This is a genomic window from Rheinheimera fenheensis (assembly GCF_039871805.1).
Classification (GTDB): Bacteria; Pseudomonadota; Gammaproteobacteria; order Enterobacterales; family Alteromonadaceae; genus Alishewanella; species Alishewanella fenheensis.
Genome location: NZ_JBDPJM010000001.1, coordinates 470947 through 495698 on the forward strand (window position 1 = coordinate 470947; position 24752 = coordinate 495698).

The window sequence follows — 24752 nt, forward strand, 5'->3', positions numbered from 1 at the left end:
TTAGGCTGTAATGAACAAGGTCGCACTGATCACGCTGCATGGCATGGGGGAAACTCAGCCCAACTACGCTGAGCCGTTGTTTCATCAGTTACGACAACAAGCCGGTCTGGCTGACAAGCCGCTTTATTGTGCTGCAGTGTATTACCAGGATTTATTGCAGTATAACGAGCAGCGGGTATGGCAGGCGCTGGGAAAAGGTTTACGCTGGGCGGCGCTGCGCCGCTTTATGCTGTTTGGTTTTGCCGACGCCGCTGCACTGGAGCACCGCAAAGAGCAGCCGCATAGCTTGTACCATTACGGTCAGTTAAAAATTGCCCGCACCCTGTATGTTGCCCGCCAACAACTAGCCACAGATGGCCAGCTGGTATTCCTGGCGCACTCATTGGGTGGCCATGTATTGTCGTGCTATCTGTGGGATGCCCAGCAAGCCAAGGCAGGTAATAAACCCGCAGCTGGCATCTGGCGTGACATAAAACGCTATCAGGCCGGGATCAGTGGCGATACACCACTTACCGATGATGACATCGCCTTTTTACGCGGCGATAGGCTGTCGGCGATAATCACTACTGGCTGCAATATTCCGATTTTTGTTGCCGCCCATGCAATAGAACAAATTATCCCCTTTACTAAGCCTAACACCGACTTTGTCTGGTATAACTTTTATGACAAAGATGATGTGCTTGGCTGGCCAATGGCGGGCTTGTCAGACGCCTATGCCAGCCTGGTAACGGATATTGAAGTGAACGCCAAAGGCGGCTTTTGGGGCTGGTTAACGGCCAGTTGGAACCCACTGTCACATAACCAGTATTGGCGGGATAACACCGTGCAACAAGCGTTGGCAAAGCGACTTAACCACTTGCTCTAGCCGGCAAATATTATCGATTAGCAAAAACAAAAAAGCAGAGCTTTCAAGCTCTGCTTTTTACTTGGGGCACTGCCTAATTAAGCACGTTTACGGCGTAACAACAGTAAGGGTAACGCCAGTAAGCTAAACCAACCGAAACTGCCACTGGATGGTTTGTTAATTTTGATGTTTAGTGCAGAAGTGCCGACCATACCGGCCGAATCAGTAGCAGTTACCACGACGTTATGCGTTTTGGCATCTGCTTTAGTTGGCATACGGCGTAACACTAGCTGGTTATCTACCACAGTAAACAAATCACTGTTTGTCGATAACTGCATTAAAGTAGCATCCGCTTCAGTAATTTCTACTTCAATGTCAGCAACTTTGGTGCCAGCTGCCGCACCAACATCAAATGCAGCCTGAGTTAATGTCGTAGTAACCTGTGGCGTCTCATCTGCCAGGTTTATTACGTCAACTAACACTGTAACAGGCTCTGATGTATTGCCCTCAGTATCAAGTGCAATAACTTCTAGCTGAACCTGCGTCAGACCAGCATCATAGTCCAACACTGCACTATTGCTAACAACAATGTCGCCGTTCTTCAGCAATGAAACCGCGTTTGAACTGCTTGCTGCTAACACGAACTCTGAAACTGGCGACGTAAAATCAACTTCAGCGTCTACCCTACCAACAACAGTGTCGTTAGCGGCATTTTCTTCTACTGTAAACTGCTGCCCCGCTATCACAGTTGGGGCCTGACCTGCGGCATTAATATCAGCGACAGCGATGGCATCACCGACATCAGATAGTAATACAAAACCCTGATCAGTTGTCCAGTTCAATACGGCAGATTGCCCTGGCGCCAACTCAGTAATTACGGCCGCATCTTCCTGAATGGTTGCTGCTGGTAACGAGGAGGGTGTATCAGCAGCAGCGTCAAGAGATGTCATGGTCACATCTGGTGACAATGCTAATTTAACAGTACCGACGATAGCGTCATCATTTGGCAAGCCACCAACTGAACCCAGGTTGTAACCATCGTTGAAGCTCAGATAAGCCACTCGGATATCTGAACCGATATCAGCAGCTGATAAACCAACGTCTTCCAAACACGCTGTTAGGGTAACATTACGCTGACCGGACACATGGTACGCATCACCAGCAATACCGCTCAGAGTACCAAACGGCACAGCAAATGACCCAACATAGCCGGTGAAGGCCGGGTCGGTTGAGAAGCTACCCAAGCGGCTTAACAACAAACTCATTACTTCATAATCCCAGCTGCCGTTGGCGCCGATATCAAGCAATACTGAGAAGTTCGCCTGCAAAGCATGCATTAACGGCTGATCAACAGTGAAGTTCGGTGCCAGCAGGTAACCAGAAGTACAATAATCGGCAGGAATTACATCCAAAGTCGCAGCGCGTAAATCTTGCGCCACATTATCTTTTGCAGAGGTGCCAACCAACTGAGCTGCAAATGGGCTAACCGATACCGCACCATCGTTACGAACAATGTAACGAATACCCTCTTCCGTGATATCTGAACGAATTTTCAGATCAGCGTTAGCTTTCGGAAGAATATGATAAACCAGGTGTAAGTCATGGCTCTCACCAGTAGAAGGATCGTTCAGCAATAACGCACCATCGTACTCAACCGTTGTCAGTAAGTCGTTCTTTTCTGAAGTTACACTGCCGTTTGCTAACTCCCAGTCATGTAATTTTGTTGGATCAATCGTGACTTGCACATCAAAGCTCACTGACTGACCTGGTCCTACAGAGACTGACGAAGGCATTGACCAGGTTAAAGCGCCCGTTGCCGTATCATCAGCAAAACGGTCTTGCACCGACAAATTGTACACTTTGGCTTCAGCGCCAAAGTTCTTTAAATTAACTGTTTTAGTGAATGTTGACACCTCGGTCATAGTTTGCAGACCGAAGGATAATGCAGCTTGCTTAGTATCGAATTTGGTATCGTACACCCAAGCAACTGCAGGCGAGTTGATAGCTTTTTCTACATCAACCAGACCTGCCCCCATCATGGTGATAGGTGCTAAAGCCGCTTGCGGATTCAGCGCTACAGGCTCAGCTGTCACATTCATATTCGCCGTGTTCATTAACATGGCTTTGGCTTCAAACGCATTTAGTTCTGGGCGCGCCTGACGTAACAAGCTCACCGCACCAGCAGTAATAGGACCTGAGAATGAAGTGCCGGTCGCTGGCGCAAGCCCTGTACCAGTACCCACATCCGCAACCATTATGACTTCACCCGGTGCGGTAATTTCAGGCTTTAATAAACCATCCATCGCCGGGCCACGTGAAGTAAAGTCGGTAATCGCGCCTGGTACAGCAAATGCCTCACTGACAACGGCGTATTCGACTGTCTCACCCTCAGCCAGCAAGGCTTTTATCACCTCACCATCTTCCAACGAAATACCTACCGTTGGAATGGTAATGCCTGGTGCATCGCCACCAGCACTTACCGGTCCGGCGCCGGCCGCGTTATTAGCTATGATGACAAACGCTGCACCTTTTTCCTGAGCGTTCAATACTTTTTGTGTAAAGTTACACGCACCACGGTCAACCAATACGGCTTTACCCGTTAAGTCTACATCCTCTGCAAAGGCATCACAGGCGAGATTGTTCGCTGCAATATACACCAACTCGGTATCTGCACTGCTGAAACTAAACTCTACTACCGGATTAAAACCTGCTGCAATCATCTCAACAGTTTCACCAGCTAAAGTGCTGGTTGTAAGGAACGCAGACTTGGCTGTTGGGTGAGTCATCGCGCCCACAGATAAAGCGTTAGGAGTAGTACTCGGACCTCCAACGATAAAAGGATTTGGACCATCGTTACCAGCTGAAATCACCATGTTAACGCCAAGCTCTACCGCACGCTGGATTAATAGTTGGGTGCCGCCAGAGGTATCCGTTGAGCCAAAATCACCACCCAATGACATGTTAATTACATCGACTCGGTCAGATAAATCGCCGTCACCATTTGGATCCATCGCGGCTTCAAGTGCGTTAATTTGTGCTAAACCCGGACAACTCTGGGTACACACGGTGTAAGCATAAAATTCTACTTCAGGCGCTATACCGTTAACTGAGTTAGCGACTGAAGTTCCGTGGCCCTCTGTAATAGGGTCAATAGGATCCGGGTCGTTGTTGATAAAATCATAACCGCCAATGACTTTGCCTTGGGGCCAGTTTACTGGGCCTTGGTCTGCAAAAGCAGCCGCATAAGCTTCCTCAGTACCGGCACCGCCCAAGGCTGCGTGGGTGTAATCAACACCAGAATCCAATACAGCTACCTTAATACCCGCACCAGTCGCCACACCTGACTGAACTACTGCAGACGCTTTGATATATTCTTGGCTGGCAGCAACTAATGGCTTGCTATCATAGACAGGTAGAATTTGTTTTACAGCAGGATGCTTAACCAACGCTTTCAGTGCTGAATCATTAGCCTCAACAACGACAGACGCTGCAAGATGACGGGTTGTTGTTAATACTTTTGCATCCGGATCTAGCTGTGTTAACTGCGCACTTACCTGCTGCTGTAGGCTGGTGATTTCAGCAGATAAATTCTGTGCCTGCTGAGCATCATAAGTACGACCAGACAAGGCAGCGCTGGTTGGTTTGGCATGCAACTCAATCAGGTAAGCAGATGCACGTTTTGTTTCGTTTTGCTCTATGCTCAGCTCACCTTTTCGATCCATACCCGCTACGGTAACTTTGGCACCCATTTTAAATTGCTCAAGCGTTGCTGCTGAAGCAGCACCGCTTATCGCTACTGCAACTGCAAGCGCGACCAACGATTTATTAACCTGTTTCAAAATGTTCTACTCCATACTTCTACTTGTTAGATTATGCACTCAACCTGGATTTTTATTGTTGGTGAGTAACTACTCTATTATCACAACCGTAAAAGAATGTAACGCTACATTGTCAATTTTTATGACAAAAAACAGGCAACATCTGTAAAGTTATTTTGGCTTTAGACTTTTCTTTGTAACAAAATAGAATAAAAATAAGTCAAAAATGTATTTTCTATTTCATCGGCAAATAAACCGTCACCACCAAGCCACCAAAAGCATGGTTATGTAACGTAATATCACCATGGTGCATATCGACTATCTTTTTGATAATCGCCAGCCCAAGGCCTGAGCCGCCGCTGCCACGGGCGATATCGCCCTGAGTGAAGGGTTCAAACATGGCTTTCATCTGATACTCGGGTATGCCAGGGCCATGATCGCGGATTTGTAAATAAACCCGTTTACGATTGCGTTCAAAACCGGTGGAAATCTCAATATCACCCTCGCTGTAGCGCAAGGCATTTTCCAGCAAGTTATTCAACAAGCGCTTGATAGCAATACGACGCAGGGTGATGTCAGGCAAGTCAGATGCCAGATGGGTACTAATATGGCGCTGCTGCAAATGTTCGGCTTGCACCAGCTCCTGCACCAGGGTATTCAGGCTCTCTCTTTGGCCGGGCTCTTCTTTGTGGTGGCGCAAATAATCAATAAATTGGTCGATAATGGCATTCATATCTTCAATATCATTAATAATGCCATCGCGGATCCAGCTGTCTTGTTCGTGCATCATCTCCGACGCCAGTCGGATTCGGGTAAGAGGCGTGCGCAAATCGTGTGATACACCGGCCATCAGTAAGGCCCGGTCTTGCTCTAACTGCCGGATACCGCGCGCCATGTAATTAAACGCCTTGGTTACCGCGATAATTTCAGTCGAGCCTTTATGCTCAGGTAGCGGCGGTGGAAACTCACCGCGACCGACCTGCAGCGCAGCCTGTTGCAGGCTTTTAAGTGGTCGGTTTAGCTGGCGGGCGAACAGCCAGCCTCCGCCGACACTGAGCACGCCTATCATCAGTAAATAAAACGTCAGCGGCGAAAAATCGGTTTCATCCAGCCCCGTTAGCGGCACTTTTACCCAATACTGTGGTGCCTGCGGTGGCCGCACCCAAAAAGCATAGGTATCGCCTTGTGCCACCCGCACCTCGGCAGGGCCGCCTAACTCACGCGACATCAGATCGGAAAAATAACCGTAGTAGCTGGCTTGTGCCAAACCGTGTTGCAGCGCCTGCTGCTCATCGTATACCTCAATGCCGGTGGCCTGCTGAAAGCGGCTGGTCAGCTCTTCCGACAGCACGGACTGATCATGACCCACGTCGATAAAGACCACCTTGATTTGTTTAGCAATAAGATGGTTAATTTGTTGCGTTGTCGGCTTGATAACGTAAAACGCCACAGACAAGTAGGACACCAGCTGATTAATCAGCAGCAAAAGGCCAATTAAAAATACCGTTTGGCCAAAGGCACTGCGGGGCAATAACCGCATTTAGCTTACACTGCCGTCGGGCACAAACACATAGCCCAAGCCCCACACCGTTTGGATATAACGCGGGTTAGCTGCATCGTCTTCCAGCATGCGGCGCAAACGTGATACCTGCACATCAATACTGCGCTCCATCGCTGAGTAATCACGGCCGCGTGCCTGGTTCATCAGTTTATCGCGTGACAGCGGTTCACGCGGATGGCTTACCAACACTTTGAGCACGGCATATTCGCCACTGGTTAACGGTAATAGCTCATCACCTTTGCGCATTTCACGGGTTGCCAGGTTAAACTTGAATGGGCCAAATTCGACCACGCCCTCATGCTGGCTGGGTGCACCGGGTAGCTCTTTACTTTTACGCCGCATAACAGCACGGATCCGCGCCAATAACTCACGCGGGTTAAAGGGCTTAGGCAGGTAATCATCGGCCCCCATTTCCAGGCCAATAATACGGTCAACTTCATCACCTTTGGCGGTCAGCATAATAATAGGGATTTCATTTTCCTGCTGGCGCAAGCGGCGACAGATCGACAAACCATCTTCACCGGGCAACATCAGATCCAACACCAGCAGATGAAAGTTCTCACGTTCCATTAAGCGTTGCATCTGCTCATAGTTTGCCACACTGCGTACTATGTAACCCTGCTCAACCAGATAGCGCTCTAATAGCGCACGCAGACGCATATCATCATCGACAACAAGAATTTTCGGCGTTTCTGAACTGGCCATAATGAAGCCTCCCTGAGATTTGCTTCACTATAAACGAAAAAACCGCCGCGGCGAAAAACCTTGGCGGTTGTTTATGTTACAAAGTTTGTCAGCCGATTTTTACCTTTATGGCTGCTCGTTTACCGGCACCCGTTTCAGTGGCGGGTTTACCCAAACCACGTGGCCGGTGTGAGCACTGGTACGGGTTAAGTTATTTGCTTGCTCAGTTAAATCCGGGTCTACCACATAAGTATATTTTGCCGGCGCAGTAGAACAGCCTGTCAGGCCCACTACCAGTAACGCGGCGACTACACTGACTTGTTTTGCTTTCATGCGCTGTTACCTCTTATCGTTGTGTAAAACAACTATAGTCAAGCGGTCATTAGCTGGCTAGCATATTTTTGTGACATCTAAATGACAGCAAGCACAAATAGAAAATAATTTACATGTTATTGTTTTTATTGATAATTTAAGCAGCTTAACTCTTATCCCGGTAAAGTTTGCGTCAATTAACTGACAGCCGATACAGTCCTGCGGTAAAAACTGCTACCATCACGCCTTCTGTTATTTAACAATAGTCGACATGCGTACCGATCTTATTACCCGTGAGGGCTTTGAAGCCCTGCAACAAGAGCTTGACTATCTTTGGCGCGAAAAGCGCCCCGACGTTACCGCCAAAGTCGCCTGGGCCGCCAGCCTGGGCGACCGCAGTGAAAACGCCGATTACCAGTACAACAAAAAGTTACTGCGTGAAACCGATCGCCGCATCCGCTTTTTGCGCAAGCGGCTGGAAGTGCTGAAAATTGTCGACTATTCGCCACAGCAGGACGGCAAGGTGTTTTTTGGTGCCTGGGTAGAGATAGAAAACGAGCAGGGCGAGCAGCTGACATTTCGTATCGTCGGGCCCGATGAAATATACGGCCGCAAAGACTACATCTCGATAGACTCACCGATGGCGCGGGCGCTGCTAAAAAAAGCCGTCGATGATGAAGTGCTGGTTAATACACCGTCAGGCAGCAAATTGTGGTTTGTTAATAGCATTCGTTATTCTTCACCCGCTTAATGCAGTTTATTGGATTTTTTGCCGCACACAGGCGACAATCGGCGCAGCTTATCAGCGTTGTCGCTGATGTTTTCTAACCCGAAAAGGGTGTAAGTACTCAGGATTTTGTAAGTTATGTCTATCATTGTTAAGCAAATTGCCGCAGAAATAGCCGCTCGCCCAGAGCAGGTCGTCGCCACTATCGCGCTGTTGGAAGAAGGCGCTACCGTACCCTTTATAGCCCGCTACCGTAAAGAAGTGACCGGCGGCTTAGACGATACCCAGCTTCGGCATTTAGAGCAGCGCTTAACTTACCTGCGCGAGCTGGAAGAGCGCCGTCAGGTGATATTAAAAACCATTGATGAGCAGGGTAAGTTAACACCCGAGCTGAAAAGTGACATTCTGGCAGCTGACAATAAAACCCGCTTAGAAGACTTGTACCTGCCTTACAAAGCCAAACGCCGCACCAAAGGCCAGATTGCCATTGAAGCAGGCATACAGCCGCTGGCTGATGCCTTGTTGCAAAACCCGGCGCTGAACCCGCAAACCGAAGCCGCGGCCTATATTAATGCCGACGCCGGCTTTGCCGATGAAAAAGCGGTACTCGATGGCGCCAAGTATATTTTAATGGAGCGTTTTGCTGAAGACGCTAACCTGCTGGCCCGTTTGCGTCAGCATTTAGCCCAGCATGCCATGGTAAAAAGCACAGTGGTGGCTGGCAAAGAGCAGGAAGGCGCGAAATTCCGTGATTATTTTGCCCACAGCGAAAGCTGGAAAACCACGCCGTCACACCGGGCGCTGGCCATGTTGCGCGGCCGTAACGAAGGAATCTTGCAGCTGCAACTGGTGCCGGATGCTAACGAGGAAACCGCTCATAGTCTGTGCGAGCAAATGATTGCCAGCCACTTTAATATTAAAGACGAGGGCCGCGCGGCAGATGCCTTTTTACGTACTGCAGTGCAGTGGACCTGGAAAGTAAAACTGCATCTGAGCCTGGAAAATGACTTACTGGGAGAGCTGCGCGAAAAAGCCGAAGAAGAAGCCATTAAAGTATTCGCTCGTAACCTGAAAGACTTACTGATGGCCGCGCCGGCCGGTATGCGCACCACACTGGCGCTGGATCCGGGCCTGCGTACCGGCGTTAAAGTCACCGTAATTGATGAAACCGGCAAGCTGTTAAACCACACCACCATTTTTCCGCATGCGCCACAAAATATGTGGGATAAGTCAGTGCGCAGCCTGGCGGCCTTGTGCCAGCAGTATAAAGTTGAGCTGATTGCCGTAGGTAACGGCACCGCCTCGCGTGAGACCGATAAGCTGGCCGGCGAAGTGATTAAAGCGGTCACAGGTCTGAATATCCAAAAAGTGATGGTATCCGAAGCCGGTGCGTCGGTGTATTCCGCCTCTGAGCTGGCGGCACAAGAGTTTCCGGATCTGGATGTGTCGCTGCGTGGTGCTGTCTCTATCGGCCGCCGCTTGCAGGACCCGCTGGCCGAGCTGGTGAAAATTGAACCCAAAGCGATCGGCGTGGGCCAGTATCAGCATGATGTTAATCAGAGCCTGCTGACTAAGTCACTCGATGGTGTGGTAGAAGACTGTGTAAACGCCGTTGGCGTTGATCTGAATACTGCTTCAGTGCCACTGCTGGCGCGGGTGGCCGGGCTAAATAAAACCCTGGCGCAAAATATCGTGTTTCACCGCGACAGCCACGGCCGCTTTAACGAGCGTAAAGAGCTGTTAAAAGTGCCACGTCTTGGGCCAAAAGCCTTTGAGCAGGCCGCCGGTTTCTTACGCATTAATAACGGCAGCAACCCGCTGGATGCCTCAGCCGTGCACCCGGAAGCCTACCCATTGGTAGAGAAAATTCTTGCTGCGCATCAAAAATCGGTAGAGCAAATTATTGGTAACAGCAGCTTTTTAAAATCGGTAGATGCCAAAGCCTTTGCTGATGAGCACTTTGGTGTGCCTACTATTACCGACATCTTAAAAGAGCTGGATAAACCGGGGCGTGACCCGCGGCCAGAGTTTAAAACCGCCAGCTTTAAAGACGGCGTTGAAACCTTAAAAGATCTTACTGTCGGCATGCTGTTAGAAGGTGTGGTGACCAACGTCACCAATTTTGGTGCCTTCGTCGACATTGGCGTGCATCAGGATGGTTTGGTACATATCTCATCGTTAACCGATAAGTTTGTCAGCGATCCGCATCAGGTAGTCAAAGCCGGTGATGTGGTAAAGGTAAAAGTGCTGGAAGTGGACATAGAGCGTAAGCGTATTGCGCTGACTATGCGCATGGACGAGCAGCCGCAACCCAAAACAGCAGCCGACAGAAATACACCGCGGCCACAGCAAAAAGCCGCTGCACCACGCCAGAGTAAACCGGTAGAGAACAACGCGGCTATGGGTAATGCTTTTGCCGAAGCTTTCGCCAAGCTGAAAAAGTAAGCACCAATAAAAACGCCAGCTTAGCTGGCGTCAGGCTTGTTGTAATGACTGTTTAATTTGCGGCTCAGTAGCACGCTGGTAAAAACCCGCTATCACACTGCGCCGCAGCGCCATCTGAGCGGTATCAGCCAGGGTGTCGCGCTGCGGAAACACGATGGCGCCACCGGCATCATCATTTACTTTGTAGCTAATGTCAGTTTGTATCTGCGGGCCGGCGAAAATCTGTCCGACAGCCGCTTCGCCATTCACACTGGCGTCGGTGTTACTGTCTTGCTGTACTGACTGGGCTGGTTCAGCCTGGTTGTTACTAACGACAGCAGAGGTTTGCTGCACCACTTCGGCTTGTGCTTGTAGTTGCCGCTGCGAGGCCTCGGCAGCAATGCGTCTATCTGCCGCTGAGGGTTCGGCCGGTGCCAGCGCGGCGGCACGTACCTGTTGCATTTTTTGCACTGTGGCTTGTGGGTCGCCGGGTACCGGCGAGATGTCTATTTGTACCTCACCACCCACCGCATATTGTTTACCATCCGGGCCTAGCTCATAAGAGTAACTGGGCGCGCCGGCATAACGGCCACCCACAGCAGCGTGCGCCTGCTCGTGCGCTTTCACTTCCTGATCACGGCTTTTCAGCTGCTGAATTTGCTGCTGCTCTTGCTGCTCAACTTTTTCCTGCTCAGCCTGCTGGCGCTTCGCCTGCTGTTGCTCAGCGGCTTGCTGCTTAGCATCTTGCTGGGCGCTTTGCTCACGCTGGCTATCAGCATCGCCATTTTGCTGGTCGTTACCCTGGCGCTCTCCACGGCCTTCTATCGCCTGCTGTGTTTCGGTTTCCTTGCCCTTGGCATCATACAAGGTCACCGCTGGCTGGCTGTTTGCTGTGCGGCTGCGCTCATCACTCACCGCCGGTTTATCGGGGCTGGCCTTTTCAGATTCTGTTATAGGTACAAATAAATCCCGCCGTACCGCATCGCGCCGCGCCATTTCGGTCGGCGGATTGGCGGTATTAATACTCACGTTGGGATAATTTGATACCAGCATCAGCGTTATACCCGGATATCAATCACACTACCGAGCACCTGATCGGCGGTTTGGATACTTCGCACATTTGCCTGGGCGTTACGCTCTTCCTGCCCCAATTGCACCAGGCTGTTGGTTAGCGACGGCGCCTGCACACTGGATGCTGAATTCGTGGCGGCTGGGTTGGTTGCTGCAGCCTCTGGCGTTTGTGCTACGGCTTGTTCAGTATCACTTTGTGGTCGGGTTTGGCGGTTAATTTCCAAAGTGGCCTGAGTGACACCCTCGCTGGCGCGGGCAAAGCCCTGCATACCAGAGTAAAACGCTGATTGAATGTCCAAGATACACCTCCTGCGACTTTAGCAAATACTGCTCAATTATTAACCAGGTTGGCGTAAAAGGGAAGCCTGCCCTTAGGCTATTTGGTTGTAAGCCTGGTGACCCTTCACACCGCTTCGCCTAACCAGTTGTTTAACCAGTCAATAAACAGCTGCGGGTGCGAAATAAAAGGCGCATGTGAGGCATGTTCAGCCACAGTAAACCTGGCCTTGGGCTGCAACTGTTGTAACTGCGTTAACACGGCCACCGGCACCAGTGAGTCAAGCCGGCCATAGAAACCGGCAACCGGCTGGCGTAACGCAGCAAACTCAGGCCGTAAGTCGCAGTGCAGCAGCTCAAGTGCACCCGCTATGGCATCTTGCGCTGGCATCGGATAGGCCATAATGGCCTGTTTTAACGTTTTAATATCATCACGGGCGCTACGGCTACCCAACGCCTGTATTGCCAAAAAACGCTCTACTGTTAGCGGCAAATTCTGACTAAGGGCGCCGGCAAACTGCTGCAGTACAGTTAGCTGCATACCCGGCCAGTCAGGCTGTGCAACAAAGCAAGGCGATGCGCCAATCAGCCCCAGTTTTGCCACCTTGTGTGGGTATCGCTTTGCCAGCGCGATGGCCAGCATGCCTCCCAGTGACCAACCACATACATAACTGCCTGTCGGGATTTGCTCTGACAGCTGCGCTACCACTGCATCCAGACCATATGGCTGTGGATAGTTTACCGCATTACCAAAGCCAGGCAGATCCGGTGTGGTTAGCATCACATTGGCGGCCAGTGTCTGGCGAACGCCCTGCCAGACGCCCTGGTTTACACCCCAGCCATGCAGTAAGACCAAAGCGGGTTTGTCAGATGTCATTTGCCCTGCCATAGTTATCAAAATGTAAATTTAATGAGTGATTAAGTTGCTTACTGCGCTTATTCGACAGTTTGCCCGGTTGTGGCACGCCGCACTGCCTGCCAGTTGTCTGTGGTGTAGTTTACCGGTGCAGCGCTTTGACCGCCAGCTCTGTGCCCACTGCCAGCAGGCGCTGCCGCAGCTGCCTTACCCGCATTGTCATTACAACCTGTTGTGGCTGCCGCACGTCAGCCGCGGCCTGAGCAAAACCCGTTTTGATCAGTTACTCAGTGTGGGCTTTTATCAGCAACCATACCGCCACTGGCTACAGCGCTGGAAGTTTGCTGCCGATGCGGCTGCCGGCGAGCTGTTACTGCAGCAATTTGACCTGATGTTACAGCAGTACCAACAAGACCGTCAGCCGCTACCACAGGCCCTGCTGTACGCGCCTATGCACCCACGCCGCCAGCGCCAGCGTGGCTTTAATCAGGCCCAATTGCTTGCTGAAGTGGCCGCCGCCAGGTTGAATATTCCGCTACTGCACGCTTTTAGCCGCAATACCAGTGTGCCGGCTCAGGTGGGGTTAAACCGCAAGCAGCGGCAACGCAACCTGCGCCAGGCTTTTACGCTGCAAGCCGGCACAACATTACCCGCTTGTGTCGCCCTGGTGGATGATGTGGTCACCACCGGTGCTACCGCCAACGAGCTTTGCCGCCTGTTGCGCCGGGCCGGCGTGCGCCAGATTAGCCTGTGGACGGTAGCAGTAACCTTAAATCATTAACCGGCGTCTGCGCTAAAGCTATGGCCCAGGTACAGCGCATTAACTAAAAGCCGGCTGGAGCCATAAAAATAGCCGCGAAACACCGGGTTATCGGTCATGGCGATCACCCGGCCTTCACCGGCATTATGTGCCAACAGCACGGCGCTTTGTTTTATGCGCGGCAAGTATTCTGCTGCCGTATAACCGGCCAACTGCGGCTGCTCGCTGTACAGCGCCACATTAACAAAGGGCTTGTGGCTGGGTTGTAACAAGCTGGTGCTGTTTTTAAACACCGGTAAACGGTTACTGGTTAAGCCAAAGGTGAGCGGGTGGCTTAGATCCAGCTCAGCCTGATAAATCGCCCCCGCAATACGCTGTTTGCCGGCCAGCAGCTCTTTATCCTGATAGCGCAGGTTATCGGCCGGGATCAGGCTATGCATTTCCTCGCCCTGCCAGACGCCGGTTTTTAGCAACCCCACCCGCGCCAACCAGGCCGCACCCGCTTTATGGCCCCACAACACACCGCCTTGCTCCAACCACTGGCGTAGCTTAGTGACTTCAGTGTCCTGCCAACTGCGGTAGTTGCCATCTGGCAAAATAATATGGCTGTACCGACTTAAATCCAGCTGTGCTAAACGCTGCGGTTCGGCCATGCTGGGCGAAATACCAGCCAGTCGCTCCAGGTTGTACCAGGCTTCACCGGCTTCGGTGGAATTAATACCCGGCCCGGCCAGCAGTAACACTTGCGGCAGCTGCACCGGGCTGAAGTTATGGCTGCCCAAGTCACTGCCAGTGGGGGTTAAACCCGAGCGGATTGCCTGTAGCGGCAAGCTAAAGCGCTGCTGCACACGTTGCAGCCGGGCAAACCAGTCTTGTTGCTGTTGCAAACCAGCGGCGACTACCATGCTGCCGGCCGGCAAGTTGATTTCACCCTCGCCACTTAGCGCGCTAAAGTCTTTCATTGCCGCACGCACGACTAACCGCTCGGCCAGTAACGCCTGCAATAGCAGTGGTGCCTGCTGATCCTGCCAGTTAAAGGCATAAGCATAAGCGCCTGCTGCCAATGGCGGCGCTTTGGCGGGGGCCGCTGGCCAGCTACTGCTTAGCAGGTTACTGGCCGGTTCACGGTTCAGTGCAGTAAAGGCAATATTGTAGGCGTAGGGTAAGGTCCAGGCTGACACATCATAAAAGGTATTGTCTTTAAAGGTTTTTTCCGTGCTGAACATGGCTTTAATCAGCCGGTATTGCGGCTGTTGTAGCGACACATAGTAACTGCTGCCGGCAGTATAGCTGTTGTCATCATCCTGCCAGTCGCGGCTTAACGCATAGACCTGCACATGGTGGCGCTGCAGCACGTCCAGCAACGCGGCCAGCCGGGTAGGGTCAGCAGTTTCAGTTAACATATAGCCTTTAACTTTGCTGGCGCGGGCCTGCTGCAAAGCCGATTTATAAAACGACTGCTGATAAGCCAACAGCTCGGCACGTTTGGCCACAGCACCGCGGATGGTTGATAACGAAGCCGTCAGCTGATTCTGAATGGTGGCACTGAAACTGAGCGGGCCATTGATGCTGTCCTGCACATGACCGCGGCTGCTGGCCTGCTCAAATAAAATACCAACACTGCCCTGGATATCCGGATAGGTTGAGCCTTTGCCAACATAAAAGTCGTCAAAACTCTCTTCGGTGTAGTACAACTGGCTACGCTCATCGAATGCTGCGGCATGAAACTGTGCCAGCTCTGCTGTCAGTTCAAAGTTGCGCTTGGGTGTCAGCGGATAATTGCGGCTTGGAATACCAGGTTGAAAAAAGTAACTGCTGTTGGTGCCCATCTCATGGTAGTCACCCACTACGTTTGGCAACCACTGTTGGTACTGCGCAATACGGGCCCGGCTTTCCGGGTGCTGCAGTAATAACCAGTCGCGGTTTAAGTCGAACCAGTAATGGTTTGGCCGGCCATTCGGCCAGGGCTCTACATGCTCACGGTGCTGCGGATCGGCCACCGGTGCCGCGCCTTTGTGCATATTGGCCCACAGCGCAAAGCGGTCATGGCCATCGGGGTTTAATACCGGCTGTAACAAGATAACGGCGTTATCCAACCACTGTTGCACCTCGGCAGTTTCTGCGGCGGCCAAATACTGCGCCACTAACATAGCGGCATTGGCGCCACTGGGTTCATTACCATGCACGCTGTAGCCCAGCCAAATCACCACCGGCGCATCGTCCGGTAAACTTGCGCCATCTCGGGCGGCGGCAACATGCTGCTGGCGGATCTGCTCCAGCCGCTGCAGGTTGCGTTCAGATGACAACACCAGTTGCAGCAAGGGCCGTTGTTCATGGCTGTAGCCAATAATCTCAAGTTGTGCTCGCGTTGAGGCCGCGTCGAGCTGCTCGAAATAACGCTGGATCTGATCATGACGGGCATGCCATTCACCTACGCTAAAGCCCAACACTTGCTGCGGAGCGGGCAGGGGCGACTGGCTTGGAGCCGGGCTGTATACCGGCTTGGCGATGCTGGCAAAGCTGAGTAGTAACAGGCTTAATGCAGTGTAATATTTCATTAGTTCATGTCCTTTTTGCTGCGGCTACGTTAGCCAGAACAGCGGCAAAACTCAAGGGGGCTGGCATCAGTGCAGCAGGAGGAGTATCATAGCCATTAACCTAGTAATTTAGTCAGGTACTATTATGATTACGATTTCAGAACAGGCGCAGCAGCACTTTGCCAAGCTGCTGGCCAAACAGCCAGAAGGCACCCATATTCGCGTTTTCGTAGTTAACCCGGGCACGGCGCAAGCGGAGTGTGGCGTATCTTACTGCCCTCCCGACGCGGTAGAAGACAGCGACTTGATGCTCGACTTTACCGGTTTTAAGGCGGTAGTGGATAACGAAAGCCAGCCGTTTTTAGTCGATGCTGAAATTGATTTTGTTACCGATCAGATGGGTTCGCAGCTGACGTTAAAAGCGCCGAATGCCAAAGTACGCAAGGTGAGTGACAATGCGCCCTTATTAGAGCGGGTGCAGTACGTGATTGACAGCGAAATTAACCCGCAGCTGGCTAACCACGGTGGCCGTGTTAGCGTAATGGAGCTGACCAATGACGGCGTAGCTGTGCTGCAATTTGGCGGTGGTTGTAATGGCTGCTCTCAGGTGGATTTAACCTTAAAAGAAGGGATTGAAAAAGAGCTATTAAACCGCTTCAGCGGTGAGCTGTCTGGTGTGCGCGACATTACCGAACATCAGCGTGGCGAGCACTCGTATTATTAAGCTTACCACCAGGCTGCCCACCTGACGGCAGCTGCGTTTAACGCCCGCTTATGGTATAAAACCAGCAGGTTTTTACTGTGGCGGGCACTCTATGACACACCAGCTAAAAAAATTCAGCAGCTTACTGTTGGCGGTAGGCTGTTTGCTTATTGCTCCTGCACAGGCAGCAGTGATGCTGATTTACCATCATGTCGCCAGCGATACGCCAAGGGTCAGCAGTGTAACGGCCGACGAGCTGCGCGGCCATTTACAATATTTCAAAGATAACCAGTTTCAGGTGATTGGCCTGGATGTGTTAATTCAGCATTTGCAGCAAAACACTGCGATACCGCAGAACGCTGTAGTCATCACTTTTGACGATAGCTACGAGAATAACTTCACCACCGCGCATCCGATCCTGCGTGAATTTGGCTACCCCTATACCATTTTTATCAGCCCAGGCAGCATTGATAAGGGTGATGGCCCTTTGCTGAACTGGCAGCAAGTAAAGCAAATGTCAGACGAGGGCGTACTGGTAGCTAACCACGCCATGTGGCATGAACATATGGCCAGGCCGGAATCGGGCGAAACAGAGCAGCAATGGCTTGAGCGCATGAAACAAAGCATACTGGCGGCCGAAGAGAAAATTGAACAGGTTACCGGGCAACGCCATCAATGGTTGGCCTATCCTTATGGTGAATACAGTGCAGCGCTGGAACAACTGGTCAGCGAGCTGGGCTTTATCGGCATTGGTCAGCATTCCGGTGCTGTTGGTGCCGACAGTGCGTTAACCCGCTTACCGCGCTTTCCGGCCGCAGGCCGCTATGCCGATCTCAAAGATTTAGCGCAGAAGCTACGTACGCTGGCGTTTAGCATCACTGATTACCATGCTGTAGACCCACTGGTGAGCCAAAACCCTCCACCGCTGACCTTAACCCTGAAGGTAGAGGACTTTAACCGCCAGCAGCTGCAGTGCTTTGCCGGCAGCGAAGTGCTGACGCCACAATGGCTGAATGACAACACCTTTAGCGTGCGCGCAAGTGAAGCACTTAATAAAGGCCGCAGTCGCTATAACTGCACCGCGCCATCCCTTAGCCGTAAAGGTTATTTTTACTGGTACTCGCAGCCCTGGCTCAATTAAAGCCTTGCCAATACCAACGGAAAATCCGCTAACAGCTGCTCGGCGTCTACTACCGGCAGCTGGCCGACTTGCATCGGCGGTTTAAACATCGCCACCAGCTGGCCCAGCGGGTTAATCAGCACTACCGAAGCACTGTGATCAACCAGATAGTTCTCTTCGGTGGTGCTGCTTAACGCATACATCAAGCCCAACTGACGGACAAAAGGAAATAACTGTTCATGGCCCGCTGTCATGCCCAGCACATTGGCTTGCTCAAAGTAACTGACGTAATTGTTTAACTGCTCTATGGTGTCACGGTTTGGATCAACTGAAATAAACCAAACCTTTAACGGCTCCTTCACCAGTGCAGCCAACTCAGGCTGCACGCCGGCCAGCTTAGCCAGGGTTAACGGGCAAATATCCGGGCAATAGGTATAGCCGACAAACGCAAGAGTCCATTGGCCATACAGCCGCTCACGGTTTACCGTGTCACCATGCTGATCGGTCAGGTTAAAGTCGGCCAGCGCTCTTGGCTGAGGGTATACCAGCGCCAGTTTTGGCTCGGCATGGCTACTGGCCAACTGATACAGCACAACGCCCGTGACCAAGGCCCCTGCCGCCAACAACACATACAACAGTTTACGAAACATAAATCGGCGCCACCTTAATATAGTGATCCACTAATAGCAGCAGGAATAATACCATCAGATGCACAACAGAAAACTTAAAGGTGGCCATGGCGCTGCCACTGTCGGGGTTAAACTTCAGTTTCCAGGCATGCTGCATAAAGCGCAGGTTTAACAGCGCACTGCCCAGCAGATAGATGGCCCCGCTCATGCCTACTAAATAGGGAAGTAAGCAAACAATAAACAGCAGCATCGTGTATAAACAAATCACACTTTTGGTAAACTCAATACCGTGCGTTACCGGCAACATAGGCATATTGACGCGGGCATAATCATCGCGCCGGTGAATCGCCAGCGCCCAAAAATGCGGCGGCGTCCAGGTAAAGATAATCATCACCAGCAGTAGCGCATGGCTGTCGACACTGCCGGTAATCGCCGCCCAGCCCAGCAGTGGCGGCATGGCGCCGGCTAAACCACCAATAACAATATTTTGTGGCGTGGCCCGCTTTAAGAACATGGTGTATACCACCGCATAACCAAACAAGCTGGCCAGCGTCAGCCAGGCGGTTAACGCATTTACCAAGCCATATAAAATGATAAAACCTGTTATTGCCAGGGTAAAAGCAAAGCTGCTGGCCTGTTTGCTGCTTAGCCTGCCTTTAGCCACCGGGCGGCTATAGGTGCGGGCCATCTGCGCATCAATGCGTTGGTCTACTACATGGTTAATCGCGGCGGCCGCCGCCGATAGCAGGCCTATTCCCACAGTGGCTGCCAGCACAGTCAGCAAGTCCGGCAGGCCGGGTACGGCCAGCATCATGCCCACCCAGGCCGTTAGCACCAACAGCGCGACAACCTTGGGTTTGGTCAGCTCGAGATAATCTTTGGCACGGCCCATCGCACTCTGCCGTTTAATCGCAATACTCATACTGTTGCCCTCCGTTGCCTGCTGTAACCCAGCTGCAGGTAAATCACCACCAGCAGCATCAGTAAATTTGCTGCAACAAAATTGTGTGCCACCGCATTCGCCAGCGGTAAGTGCAGTGCCACATTGGCCACGCCTAAACTAAACTGCACTGCCAACAACGCCGCTGCTGCCAGGGTTAACCGCTTCATTAAGCTGCTTTGCACCCGGCGCCACAATTGCCACAGAAACAGCGCTAACACCGTAAGTGTTACCAGAGCACCAAAGCGATGGAACACATGTACCGTTTGCCGCGCTTCGGCCGACATGACGCCATATTCATAATCGTCATGGCCTAAGTGTAAATCAAAAGCCTCAGTGATATTTAGCCGCTGCTGCCAGCCGGCTTCACAGATCGGTAAGTCAATACAGGCCAGTGCCGCATAGTTGGCAGCTGTCCAGCCACCCAGTGCAATCTGTGCTACCAGCACAATTATCGCCAGCACGGCAAAAGGCTTAAGTGCCGCCAGTTGAGGCTCCTGTACCTGATACTGCGGGTGCAGCCGCAGCCAATGCACCGCCAGCAAACACAGCAGACTAAAACCACCGAGTAAATGCCCCATTACCACCAGCGGTAATAAATTTAGCGTTACTGTCCACATACCCAGCGCGGCCTGAAACACCACCAGCGCTAACAGCACGGACGGCAACACCTTGGGGCTGGCGCGGTTAAACAGCGCGACAAAGAAGATAGCTGCAATCAACAGGCCTAAACTGCCAGCAAAGTAGCGATGAATCATTTCATTCCAGGCTTTGTGCGGCTCCAGTGGTCGTTCCGGAAAGGCTTGCAGCGCCGCTTCGACATGATGCGGCTTTTGCGGCACCTTTAAAAAACCATAGCAACCGGGCCAGTCAGGACAGCCAAGGCCCGCATCAGTCAGGCGAGTATAGGCCCCCAGTAAAATAACACCCATAGTCAGGAAAATGGCGATAGTCGCCAGCCATTGTTGTTTTTTCATACGCTGGTCCGATCGTAGTTAACTAACTTAAGTAAATCCTGCCGGATGGCTTTGGCCGTCGGCGCCATCTGCTCGGCTGATGCCGGCAGCGGGTACCGCAGCAGCACCAGCCCTTGCTGATCAATCAGTAAGATCTGGTTTTGCAGCTGCTCTGGCAGCGGTAGTAACACCTCAGCTTTGCTGATCGCATGATAAGCCTCCGGCACAGTCGCATCGCCCAGCAACAGTGGCTGCACATGCTGCTGTTTGCGTCCAAGGCCCAGATATAACTGCTGTAGGGTGTGTAAACCCTGTAAACATTGACTGTCACAGTTTGCCGCCGGTGCCACCGCTAAACGCCAGTGCGCTTTCGCCGTGGTAGGCGCCAGTAAAAATACTTCTTGTTGCTGCCATTTGCCCTGACTGGAAGCGCCGGCATTAAACCAACCTTGTTTCAGCACCAGCCAGGCTGCCAGCAATGGCAGGGCACAGCAGCCGATAAACAGCGCCATAAACTTATATTTATTCATCTTGCACTCTCCCCTGATGCGCGGCGGCCAGTGCCACACCAACGACTGCCACTGCCAGCAAGAACCATTGCAGCGCATAACCCCGGTGCTTTTCTGGCGGCAGTACCACCGGCTGATAATGGCTGATAAACGCACTGCTTTGCTGCTGATACAACAACACCGGCAACAGGTTAAGACCACTGATGCGTGCCAGCTCGTCATAGTCAACCTGCTGAATGCGCATTGGCCAGCTGCCGGTCTCTTCGGCATTTTGCCCCAGTAACATCAACCCCGAGACTTCGGTACGTAATAAGCCATCTAACTGAATATACTTGGGTACTTCGATAAGCGGCAGCTGACCGCGGTCGCGCCCTCCAGCCACCCAGCCTAAATTCACCAGTAACAGTTGGTTTAAGCCCCCAGTTTGCACCGGCACGATGACATCGTAGCCCACCTGACCCTCAACAATCTGGTTATCCAGCAGCCAAATGTAGGGGGCAAGCCAGCGTGCTTCGCCTCTAAGCGGTGCACCATCAATATCTGTCGATTCCAGCGTAGCAAGTTGCCCAGGCGTTAAGGCACCCTGTGAATGTAATGCAGCAAGACGTTGCAGTTGTTCCGTTTTTTCGCTGGCACGGCTCAATTGCCACCAGGACAAGTTGATTAAAATGGCAAAAGCAGTCAGAGTGAGGCACAGCCATAGCGGATTAACGGCAAAATACTGTTTTGCCAATTTAATGCGCATAACTCAGTCCCCGGAGGCGGTTTGCTATGTTGGTAAAGCTCGTTGTCATCGCACTACTACTTTTTATTATTTTTAATCTGGTGCGGGCGGCCTTGGTGATGTTGCGCCAGCCACAACCAGAAGTTCGCATGTCGCGTTTTCTTGGTCGTCGGGTGCTGTTTTCAGCCCTGGTACTGCTGCTGATCTTTTTAGCCCAGCTACTGGGGCTGATTGATACCAACCCCAGGCCTTACTAACGCTAAATTACATACACAAACACATATAAACACAGCCAGACGACATCAACAAAGTGCCAGTACCATGCTGCTGCCTGAAAAGCAAAATGCTTCTCAGGCGTAAAGTGGCCTTTTAACACCCGTAAGAACACAAACAGCAGGATGATGGCACCCAGTGTTACGTGCATGCCGTGAAAGCCGGTCAGCAGGAAAAAGGTGTTGCCATAAAAGCCCGATGCCAGCGTTAACCCCAGATCGCGATAGGCGTGAATATACTCATACACCTGTAAACCAAGGAAGGTCGCGCCCAGCAGCAAGGTAACCAGTAACATCAGCTTTAACTGGCCACGTTTGTTTTGCTCTAAGCCGGTATGAGCAAAGTGCAGGGTAATGGACGACAGCACCAGAATGGCAGTGTTAATCAGTGGCAGCCCAGTAGCCGGCATGGCCTGGGTTTCAATACCACCGGGTGTTTTTAGCAAGGGCCACATGGCTTCGAAATTTGGCCAGAGAATTTCAAACGTCATTGCGTTGTTACTGCCGCCACTTAACCAGTCGAGTGCAATCACCCGGCCGTAAAATAAGGCACCAAAAAACGCCATAAAAAACATCACTTCTGACACAATAAACCAGCTCATACCCTGACGGAAAGAACGGTCCATTTGCGCGCTGTACAAGCCACTCATCGACTCATCAATAACGTTTTTAAACCAGCCGAACAGCATAAAAATAAGCACAACAAAGCCGGCAGCAAGCATGTAGCCACCAAAACCGGGTTGTTGTTTAGTAACTTCGTTAACATAGGTGCCGGCACCAAAGGCAATCAGAAATAGCGCAACTGCGCCAACGATTGGCCAGGGGCTCTGGGCAGGAACATAGTATTTTTCGTATGTCTTAGTCATGTTATTCCCCAGGTTGGGTTGAAACGGCGCTGCTGTCCTGCCAGGCGCTGGTTACATCATACAAAGTGTAAGACAGCGTAATGGTAGTGAACTGGCTGGGTAACGCCGGATCGACATAAAACTGTAATGGCATCAGCATGTCCTTGCCGCCAGCTAACTGCTGCTGGGTAAAGCAAAAACACTCTATTTTGTGAAAGTACAACGCAGCCTGTCCTGGTGATACCGATGGCACCGCCTGACCGACAATCATGCGGCCGGTCGGGTTTTCTGCCAGATAATTCATATTATGAATTTCTCCGGGATGCACTGTCATTCTGGTAACTTCAGGTTTAAACACCCAGGGCATTTGCTTGTTGGGTCGGGCGACAAACTCAATCACCACCTGCCGGCTGTTATCTATCATGGCTGCCTCAGCCGAAGCGGCCGTAGCAGCAGTTTTACCGTTTAAACCGGTCAGGTCACAGAACACGTCGTACAGCGGCACCAGCGCAAAACCAAACCCAAACATGGCCAGCGCAGTTACGGCTAATTTGACGGTTAACGGTTTGTGTCGCAGTGCCATAGCCGGCTCCTACTTAATTACCGGTGGTGTATCGAAGGTATGGTATGGCGCCGGTGAAGGCACTTGCCACTCTAAACCTTCAGCACCTTCCCACACCTGTGCTGTCGCTTTCTCGCCGCCACGGGCACACTTGACGAGCACCCAGACAAAAATCAACTGCGAAGCGCCAAACAAGAAGCCACCAATGCTAATAAAAGCATTAAAATCGGCAAACTGCAGTGCATAGTCCGGAATACGTCTTGGCATGCCGGCCAAACCGACAAAGTGCATCGGGAAGAACAGCAGGTTTACCGAGATCAGCGAGCACCAGAAATGCCACTGGCCCAGTTTTTCGTCGTACATATGGCCGGTCCATTTCGGTAACCAGTAGTAAGCTGCGGCAATAATCGAGAATACTGCACCTGTCACCAGTACATAATGGAAATGTGCTACCACAAAGTAGGTATCGTGGTACTGGAAGTCTGCCGGAGTAATGGCCAGCATCAGACCGGAGAAACCGCCGATGGTAAAGAGCACAATAAAGGCCAGCGCAAACATCATCGGCACTTCAAAGGTCATGGCACCGCGCCACATAGTGGCCACCCAGTTAAATACCTTCACGCCGGTGGGCACGGCTATCAGCATAGTGCAGTACATAAAGAATAAAGCACCCGCCACCGGCATACCCGTGGTAAACATATGGTGCGCCCAGACTAAAAACGACAGGATAGCGATACTGGCAGTGGCGTACACCATAGAGGCATAGCCAAACAGTGGCTTACGGGCGAACGTCGGCACTATGGCGGAGACAATACCAAAGGCCGGCAGGATCATGATGTACACCTCGGGGTGGCCAAAGAACCAGAAAATATGTTGGAACAGCACAGGGTCACCACCGCCGGCCGCATCAAAGAAGCTGGTGCCAAAGTATTTATCGGTCAGTACCATGGTCACCACCCCCGCCAGTACCGGCATCACCATAATCAGCAGGAAGGCAGTGATTAGCCAGGTCCAGACGAACAACGGCATTTTCATCCAGGTCATGCCGGGGGCACGCAGGTTAAAGATGGTCACTATCACGTTAATGGCGCCCATAATGGACGATATGCCCATAATGTGCACCGAGAACACAAATAACGCCGTGCTGTCGCTACTGTAGGTGGTGGACAGCGGTGCGTAGAATGTCCAACCGAAGCTTGGGCCGCCACCTGGCATAAACAGCGACATCAGCAGAATTAAAAACGCAAACGGCAGGATCCAGAAGCTCCAGTTGTTCATGCGCGGCAGCGCCATATCAGGCGCGCCTATCATCATTGGTATCATCCAGTTAGCCAGGCCGGTAAAGGCGGGCATTACCGCACCAAACACCATGATAAGGCCATGTACTGTGGTCATCTGGTTAAAAAAGTTGGGTTCAACAAACTGCATACCCGGCTGGAAAAGCTCAGCACGGATCACCATCGCCATAGCGCCGCCGATAAAAAACATGATCAGCGCGAACACCAGATACATGGTACCGATATCTTTATGGTTGGTGGTGTAAAGCCAGCGTTTTATGCCGCTGGGTTTGTGGTCATGATGCTCGTGATCATGTTCATGATCTGTCACTACTGCACTCATCC

At 51.7% G+C, this 24752-nt stretch carries 23 protein-coding genes; 7 read left to right on the forward strand and 16 right to left on the reverse strand.

The annotated features are described in order from the left end of the window. The first annotated feature begins 10 nt into the window (after positions 1–10). Positions 11–865 carry a hypothetical protein gene (locus ABGI61_RS01955; protein ID WP_347596044.1) on the forward strand — a complete coding sequence of 285 codons (855 nt, stop codon included), beginning with the start codon at positions 11–13 and terminating at the stop codon, positions 863–865. Positions 866–942: 77 nt separating this feature from the next. Here ABGI61_RS01955 and ABGI61_RS01960 read toward each other — a convergent pair whose 3' ends face one another. The 4 genes from ABGI61_RS01960 to ABGI61_RS01975 form a co-directional block, all read right to left on the reverse strand. Beyond that, positions 943–4683, reverse strand: a complete 3741-nt coding sequence (locus ABGI61_RS01960) for a S8 family serine peptidase (RefSeq protein ID WP_347596047.1) — start codon at positions 4681–4683, stop codon at positions 943–945. Between the two features lie 214 nt (positions 4684–4897). Beyond that, positions 4898–6202: a two-component system sensor histidine kinase EnvZ gene (gene envZ / locus ABGI61_RS01965; RefSeq protein WP_347596050.1), complete on the reverse strand. Its 1305-nt coding sequence runs from the start codon at positions 6200–6202 to the stop codon at positions 4898–4900. Next, positions 6203–6928 carry an osmolarity response regulator transcription factor OmpR gene (gene ompR / locus ABGI61_RS01970; RefSeq protein WP_008222220.1) on the reverse strand — a complete coding sequence of 242 codons (726 nt, stop codon included), beginning with the start codon at positions 6926–6928 and terminating at the stop codon, positions 6203–6205. 105 nt (positions 6929–7033) lie between these two features. Beyond that, positions 7034–7240: a hypothetical protein gene (locus ABGI61_RS01975; protein ID WP_347596055.1), complete on the reverse strand. Its 207-nt coding sequence runs from the start codon at positions 7238–7240 to the stop codon at positions 7034–7036. Between the two features lie 250 nt (positions 7241–7490). Here ABGI61_RS01975 and greB point away from each other — a divergent pair, with 250 nt between their 5' ends. Next, positions 7491–7970: a transcription elongation factor GreB gene (greB, locus tag ABGI61_RS01980; protein WP_347596058.1), complete on the forward strand. Its 480-nt coding sequence runs from the start codon at positions 7491–7493 to the stop codon at positions 7968–7970. A 114-nt stretch (positions 7971–8084) separates the two neighbouring features. Beyond that, positions 8085–10391 carry a Tex family protein gene (locus tag ABGI61_RS01985; RefSeq protein WP_347596061.1) on the forward strand — a complete coding sequence of 769 codons (2307 nt, stop codon included), beginning with the start codon at positions 8085–8087 and terminating at the stop codon, positions 10389–10391. Between the two features lie 30 nt (positions 10392–10421). On the opposite strand, the gene ABGI61_RS01990 is transcribed toward ABGI61_RS01985, so the two are convergent. The 3 genes from ABGI61_RS01990 to bioH form a co-directional block, all read right to left on the reverse strand. Continuing rightward, positions 10422–11423, reverse strand: coding sequence for a putative metalloprotease CJM1_0395 family protein (locus ABGI61_RS01990; RefSeq protein ID WP_347596064.1), 1002 nt, complete (start codon positions 11421–11423; stop codon positions 10422–10424). Positions 11424–11428: 5 nt separating this feature from the next. Beyond that, positions 11429–11740 carry an excinuclease ATPase subunit gene (locus ABGI61_RS01995; RefSeq protein WP_347596067.1) on the reverse strand — a complete coding sequence of 104 codons (312 nt, stop codon included), beginning with the start codon at positions 11738–11740 and terminating at the stop codon, positions 11429–11431. Positions 11741–11844: 104 nt separating this feature from the next. Next, on the reverse strand, positions 11845–12594 hold the full coding sequence (gene bioH / locus ABGI61_RS02000) for a pimeloyl-ACP methyl ester esterase BioH (protein WP_347596070.1): 750 nt from the start codon (positions 12592–12594) through the stop codon (positions 11845–11847). A 37-nt stretch (positions 12595–12631) separates the two neighbouring features. Between bioH and ABGI61_RS02005 the strand changes: the two genes are divergently transcribed. Further along, a complete protein-coding gene (locus tag ABGI61_RS02005; protein WP_347596072.1) occupies positions 12632–13354 on the forward strand; it encodes a ComF family protein in 723 nt (240 codons plus the stop codon). On the opposite strand, the gene ABGI61_RS02010 is transcribed toward ABGI61_RS02005, so the two are convergent. Then, entirely contained in the window at positions 13351–15891 is a 2541-nt protein-coding gene (locus ABGI61_RS02010) for a M14 family zinc carboxypeptidase (RefSeq protein WP_347596074.1), read from the reverse strand. The genes ABGI61_RS02005 and ABGI61_RS02010 overlap by 4 nt on opposite strands. A 124-nt stretch (positions 15892–16015) precedes the next feature. Between ABGI61_RS02010 and nfuA the strand changes: the two genes are divergently transcribed. Next, a complete protein-coding gene (gene nfuA, locus ABGI61_RS02015; protein ID WP_347596077.1) occupies positions 16016–16594 on the forward strand; it encodes a Fe-S biogenesis protein NfuA in 579 nt (192 codons plus the stop codon). Positions 16595–16685: 91 nt separating this feature from the next. Then, on the forward strand, positions 16686–17714 hold the full coding sequence (locus ABGI61_RS02020; protein WP_347596080.1) for a polysaccharide deacetylase family protein: 1029 nt from the start codon (positions 16686–16688) through the stop codon (positions 17712–17714). Here the strand turns inward: ABGI61_RS02020 and ABGI61_RS02025 are convergent. The 5 genes from ABGI61_RS02025 to ABGI61_RS02045 are packed head-to-tail and all read right to left on the reverse strand — an operon-like array spanning position 17711 to position 21472. Then, a complete protein-coding gene (locus tag ABGI61_RS02025) occupies positions 17711–18343 on the reverse strand; it encodes an SCO family protein (protein ID WP_347596083.1) in 633 nt (210 codons plus the stop codon). The two genes, ABGI61_RS02020 and ABGI61_RS02025, sit on opposite strands and share 4 nt — an antisense overlap. Next, the gene (gene cyoE / locus ABGI61_RS02030; RefSeq protein ID WP_347596086.1) at positions 18333–19244 is read right to left on the reverse strand and encodes a heme o synthase; all 912 of its coding nucleotides are present in this window, start codon (positions 19242–19244) and stop codon (positions 18333–18335) included. The genes ABGI61_RS02025 and cyoE overlap by 11 nt, the downstream gene beginning before the upstream one ends. Then, positions 19241–20239: a COX15/CtaA family protein gene (locus tag ABGI61_RS02035; RefSeq protein WP_347596089.1), complete on the reverse strand. Its 999-nt coding sequence runs from the start codon at positions 20237–20239 to the stop codon at positions 19241–19243. Before ABGI61_RS02035 ends, cyoE begins: the two co-directional genes overlap by 4 nt. Next, the gene (locus ABGI61_RS02040) at positions 20236–20748 is read right to left on the reverse strand and encodes a redox-active disulfide-containing membrane protein (RefSeq protein ID WP_347596092.1); all 513 of its coding nucleotides are present in this window, start codon (positions 20746–20748) and stop codon (positions 20236–20238) included. The genes ABGI61_RS02035 and ABGI61_RS02040 overlap by 4 nt, the downstream gene beginning before the upstream one ends. After that, positions 20741–21472 (reverse strand): SURF1 family protein, encoded by a 732-nt coding sequence (locus ABGI61_RS02045; protein WP_347596095.1) that lies wholly within the window; start codon positions 21470–21472, stop codon positions 20741–20743. The genes ABGI61_RS02040 and ABGI61_RS02045 overlap by 8 nt, the downstream gene beginning before the upstream one ends. A gap of 26 nt (positions 21473–21498) precedes the next feature. Between ABGI61_RS02045 and ABGI61_RS02050 the strand changes: the two genes are divergently transcribed. Then, positions 21499–21708: a DUF2909 domain-containing protein gene (locus tag ABGI61_RS02050; protein WP_347596098.1), complete on the forward strand. Its 210-nt coding sequence runs from the start codon at positions 21499–21501 to the stop codon at positions 21706–21708. Positions 21709–21710: 2 nt separating this feature from the next. Here the strand turns inward: ABGI61_RS02050 and ABGI61_RS02055 are convergent, their stop codons facing one another. The 3 genes from ABGI61_RS02055 to ctaD are packed head-to-tail and all read right to left on the reverse strand — an operon-like array spanning position 21711 to position 24750. Next, complete coding sequence (locus tag ABGI61_RS02055) at positions 21711–22589, reverse strand: cytochrome c oxidase subunit 3 (RefSeq protein ID WP_347596101.1); 879 nt, start codon at positions 22587–22589, stop codon at positions 21711–21713. Position 22590: 1 nt separating this feature from the next. After that, a complete protein-coding gene (locus tag ABGI61_RS02060) occupies positions 22591–23151 on the reverse strand; it encodes a cytochrome c oxidase assembly protein (protein WP_347596103.1) in 561 nt (186 codons plus the stop codon). Between the two features lie 9 nt (positions 23152–23160). Beyond that, on the reverse strand, positions 23161–24750 hold the full coding sequence (gene ctaD, locus ABGI61_RS02065; protein ID WP_347596106.1) for a cytochrome c oxidase subunit I: 1590 nt from the start codon (positions 24748–24750) through the stop codon (positions 23161–23163). Positions 24751–24752: the final 2 nt, after the last annotated feature.

Coding starts and splice junctions, on each gene's coding strand:
- ABGI61_RS01955 (WP_347596044.1), top strand. CDS start 11: ATGAACAAGGTCGCACTGATCACGCTGCATGGCATGGGGGAAACTCAG.
- envZ (WP_347596050.1), bottom strand. CDS start 6,202: ATGCGGTTATTGCCCCGCAGTGCCTTTGGCCAAACGGTATTTTTAATT.
- ompR (WP_008222220.1), bottom strand. CDS start 6,928: ATGGCCAGTTCAGAAACGCCGAAAATTCTTGTTGTCGATGATGATATG.
- ABGI61_RS01975 (WP_347596055.1), bottom strand. CDS start 7,240: ATGAAAGCAAAACAAGTCAGTGTAGTCGCCGCGTTACTGGTAGTGGGC.
- greB (WP_347596058.1), top strand. CDS start 7,491: ATGCGTACCGATCTTATTACCCGTGAGGGCTTTGAAGCCCTGCAACAA.
- ABGI61_RS01985 (WP_347596061.1), top strand. CDS start 8,085: ATGTCTATCATTGTTAAGCAAATTGCCGCAGAAATAGCCGCTCGCCCA.
- ABGI61_RS01990 (WP_347596064.1), bottom strand. CDS start 11,423: ATGCTGGTATCAAATTATCCCAACGTGAGTATTAATACCGCCAATCCG.
- bioH (WP_347596070.1), bottom strand. CDS start 12,594: ATGACATCTGACAAACCCGCTTTGGTCTTACTGCATGGCTGGGGTGTA.
- ABGI61_RS02010 (WP_347596074.1), bottom strand. CDS start 15,891: ATGAAATATTACACTGCATTAAGCCTGTTACTACTCAGCTTTGCCAGC.
- nfuA (WP_347596077.1), top strand. CDS start 16,016: ATGATTACGATTTCAGAACAGGCGCAGCAGCACTTTGCCAAGCTGCTG.
- ABGI61_RS02020 (WP_347596080.1), top strand. CDS start 16,686: ATGACACACCAGCTAAAAAAATTCAGCAGCTTACTGTTGGCGGTAGGC.
- ABGI61_RS02025 (WP_347596083.1), bottom strand. CDS start 18,343: ATGTTTCGTAAACTGTTGTATGTGTTGTTGGCGGCAGGGGCCTTGGTC.
- cyoE (WP_347596086.1), bottom strand. CDS start 19,244: ATGAGTATTGCGATTAAACGGCAGAGTGCGATGGGCCGTGCCAAAGAT.
- ABGI61_RS02035 (WP_347596089.1), bottom strand. CDS start 20,239: ATGAAAAAACAACAATGGCTGGCGACTATCGCCATTTTCCTGACTATG.
- ABGI61_RS02040 (WP_347596092.1), bottom strand. CDS start 20,748: ATGAATAAATATAAGTTTATGGCGCTGTTTATCGGCTGCTGTGCCCTG.
- ABGI61_RS02045 (WP_347596095.1), bottom strand. CDS start 21,472: ATGCGCATTAAATTGGCAAAACAGTATTTTGCCGTTAATCCGCTATGG.
- ABGI61_RS02050 (WP_347596098.1), top strand. CDS start 21,499: ATGTTGGTAAAGCTCGTTGTCATCGCACTACTACTTTTTATTATTTTT.
- ABGI61_RS02055 (WP_347596101.1), bottom strand. CDS start 22,589: ATGACTAAGACATACGAAAAATACTATGTTCCTGCCCAGAGCCCCTGG.
- ABGI61_RS02060 (WP_347596103.1), bottom strand. CDS start 23,151: ATGGCACTGCGACACAAACCGTTAACCGTCAAATTAGCCGTAACTGCG.
- ctaD (WP_347596106.1), bottom strand. CDS start 24,750: ATGAGTGCAGTAGTGACAGATCATGAACATGATCACGAGCATCATGAC.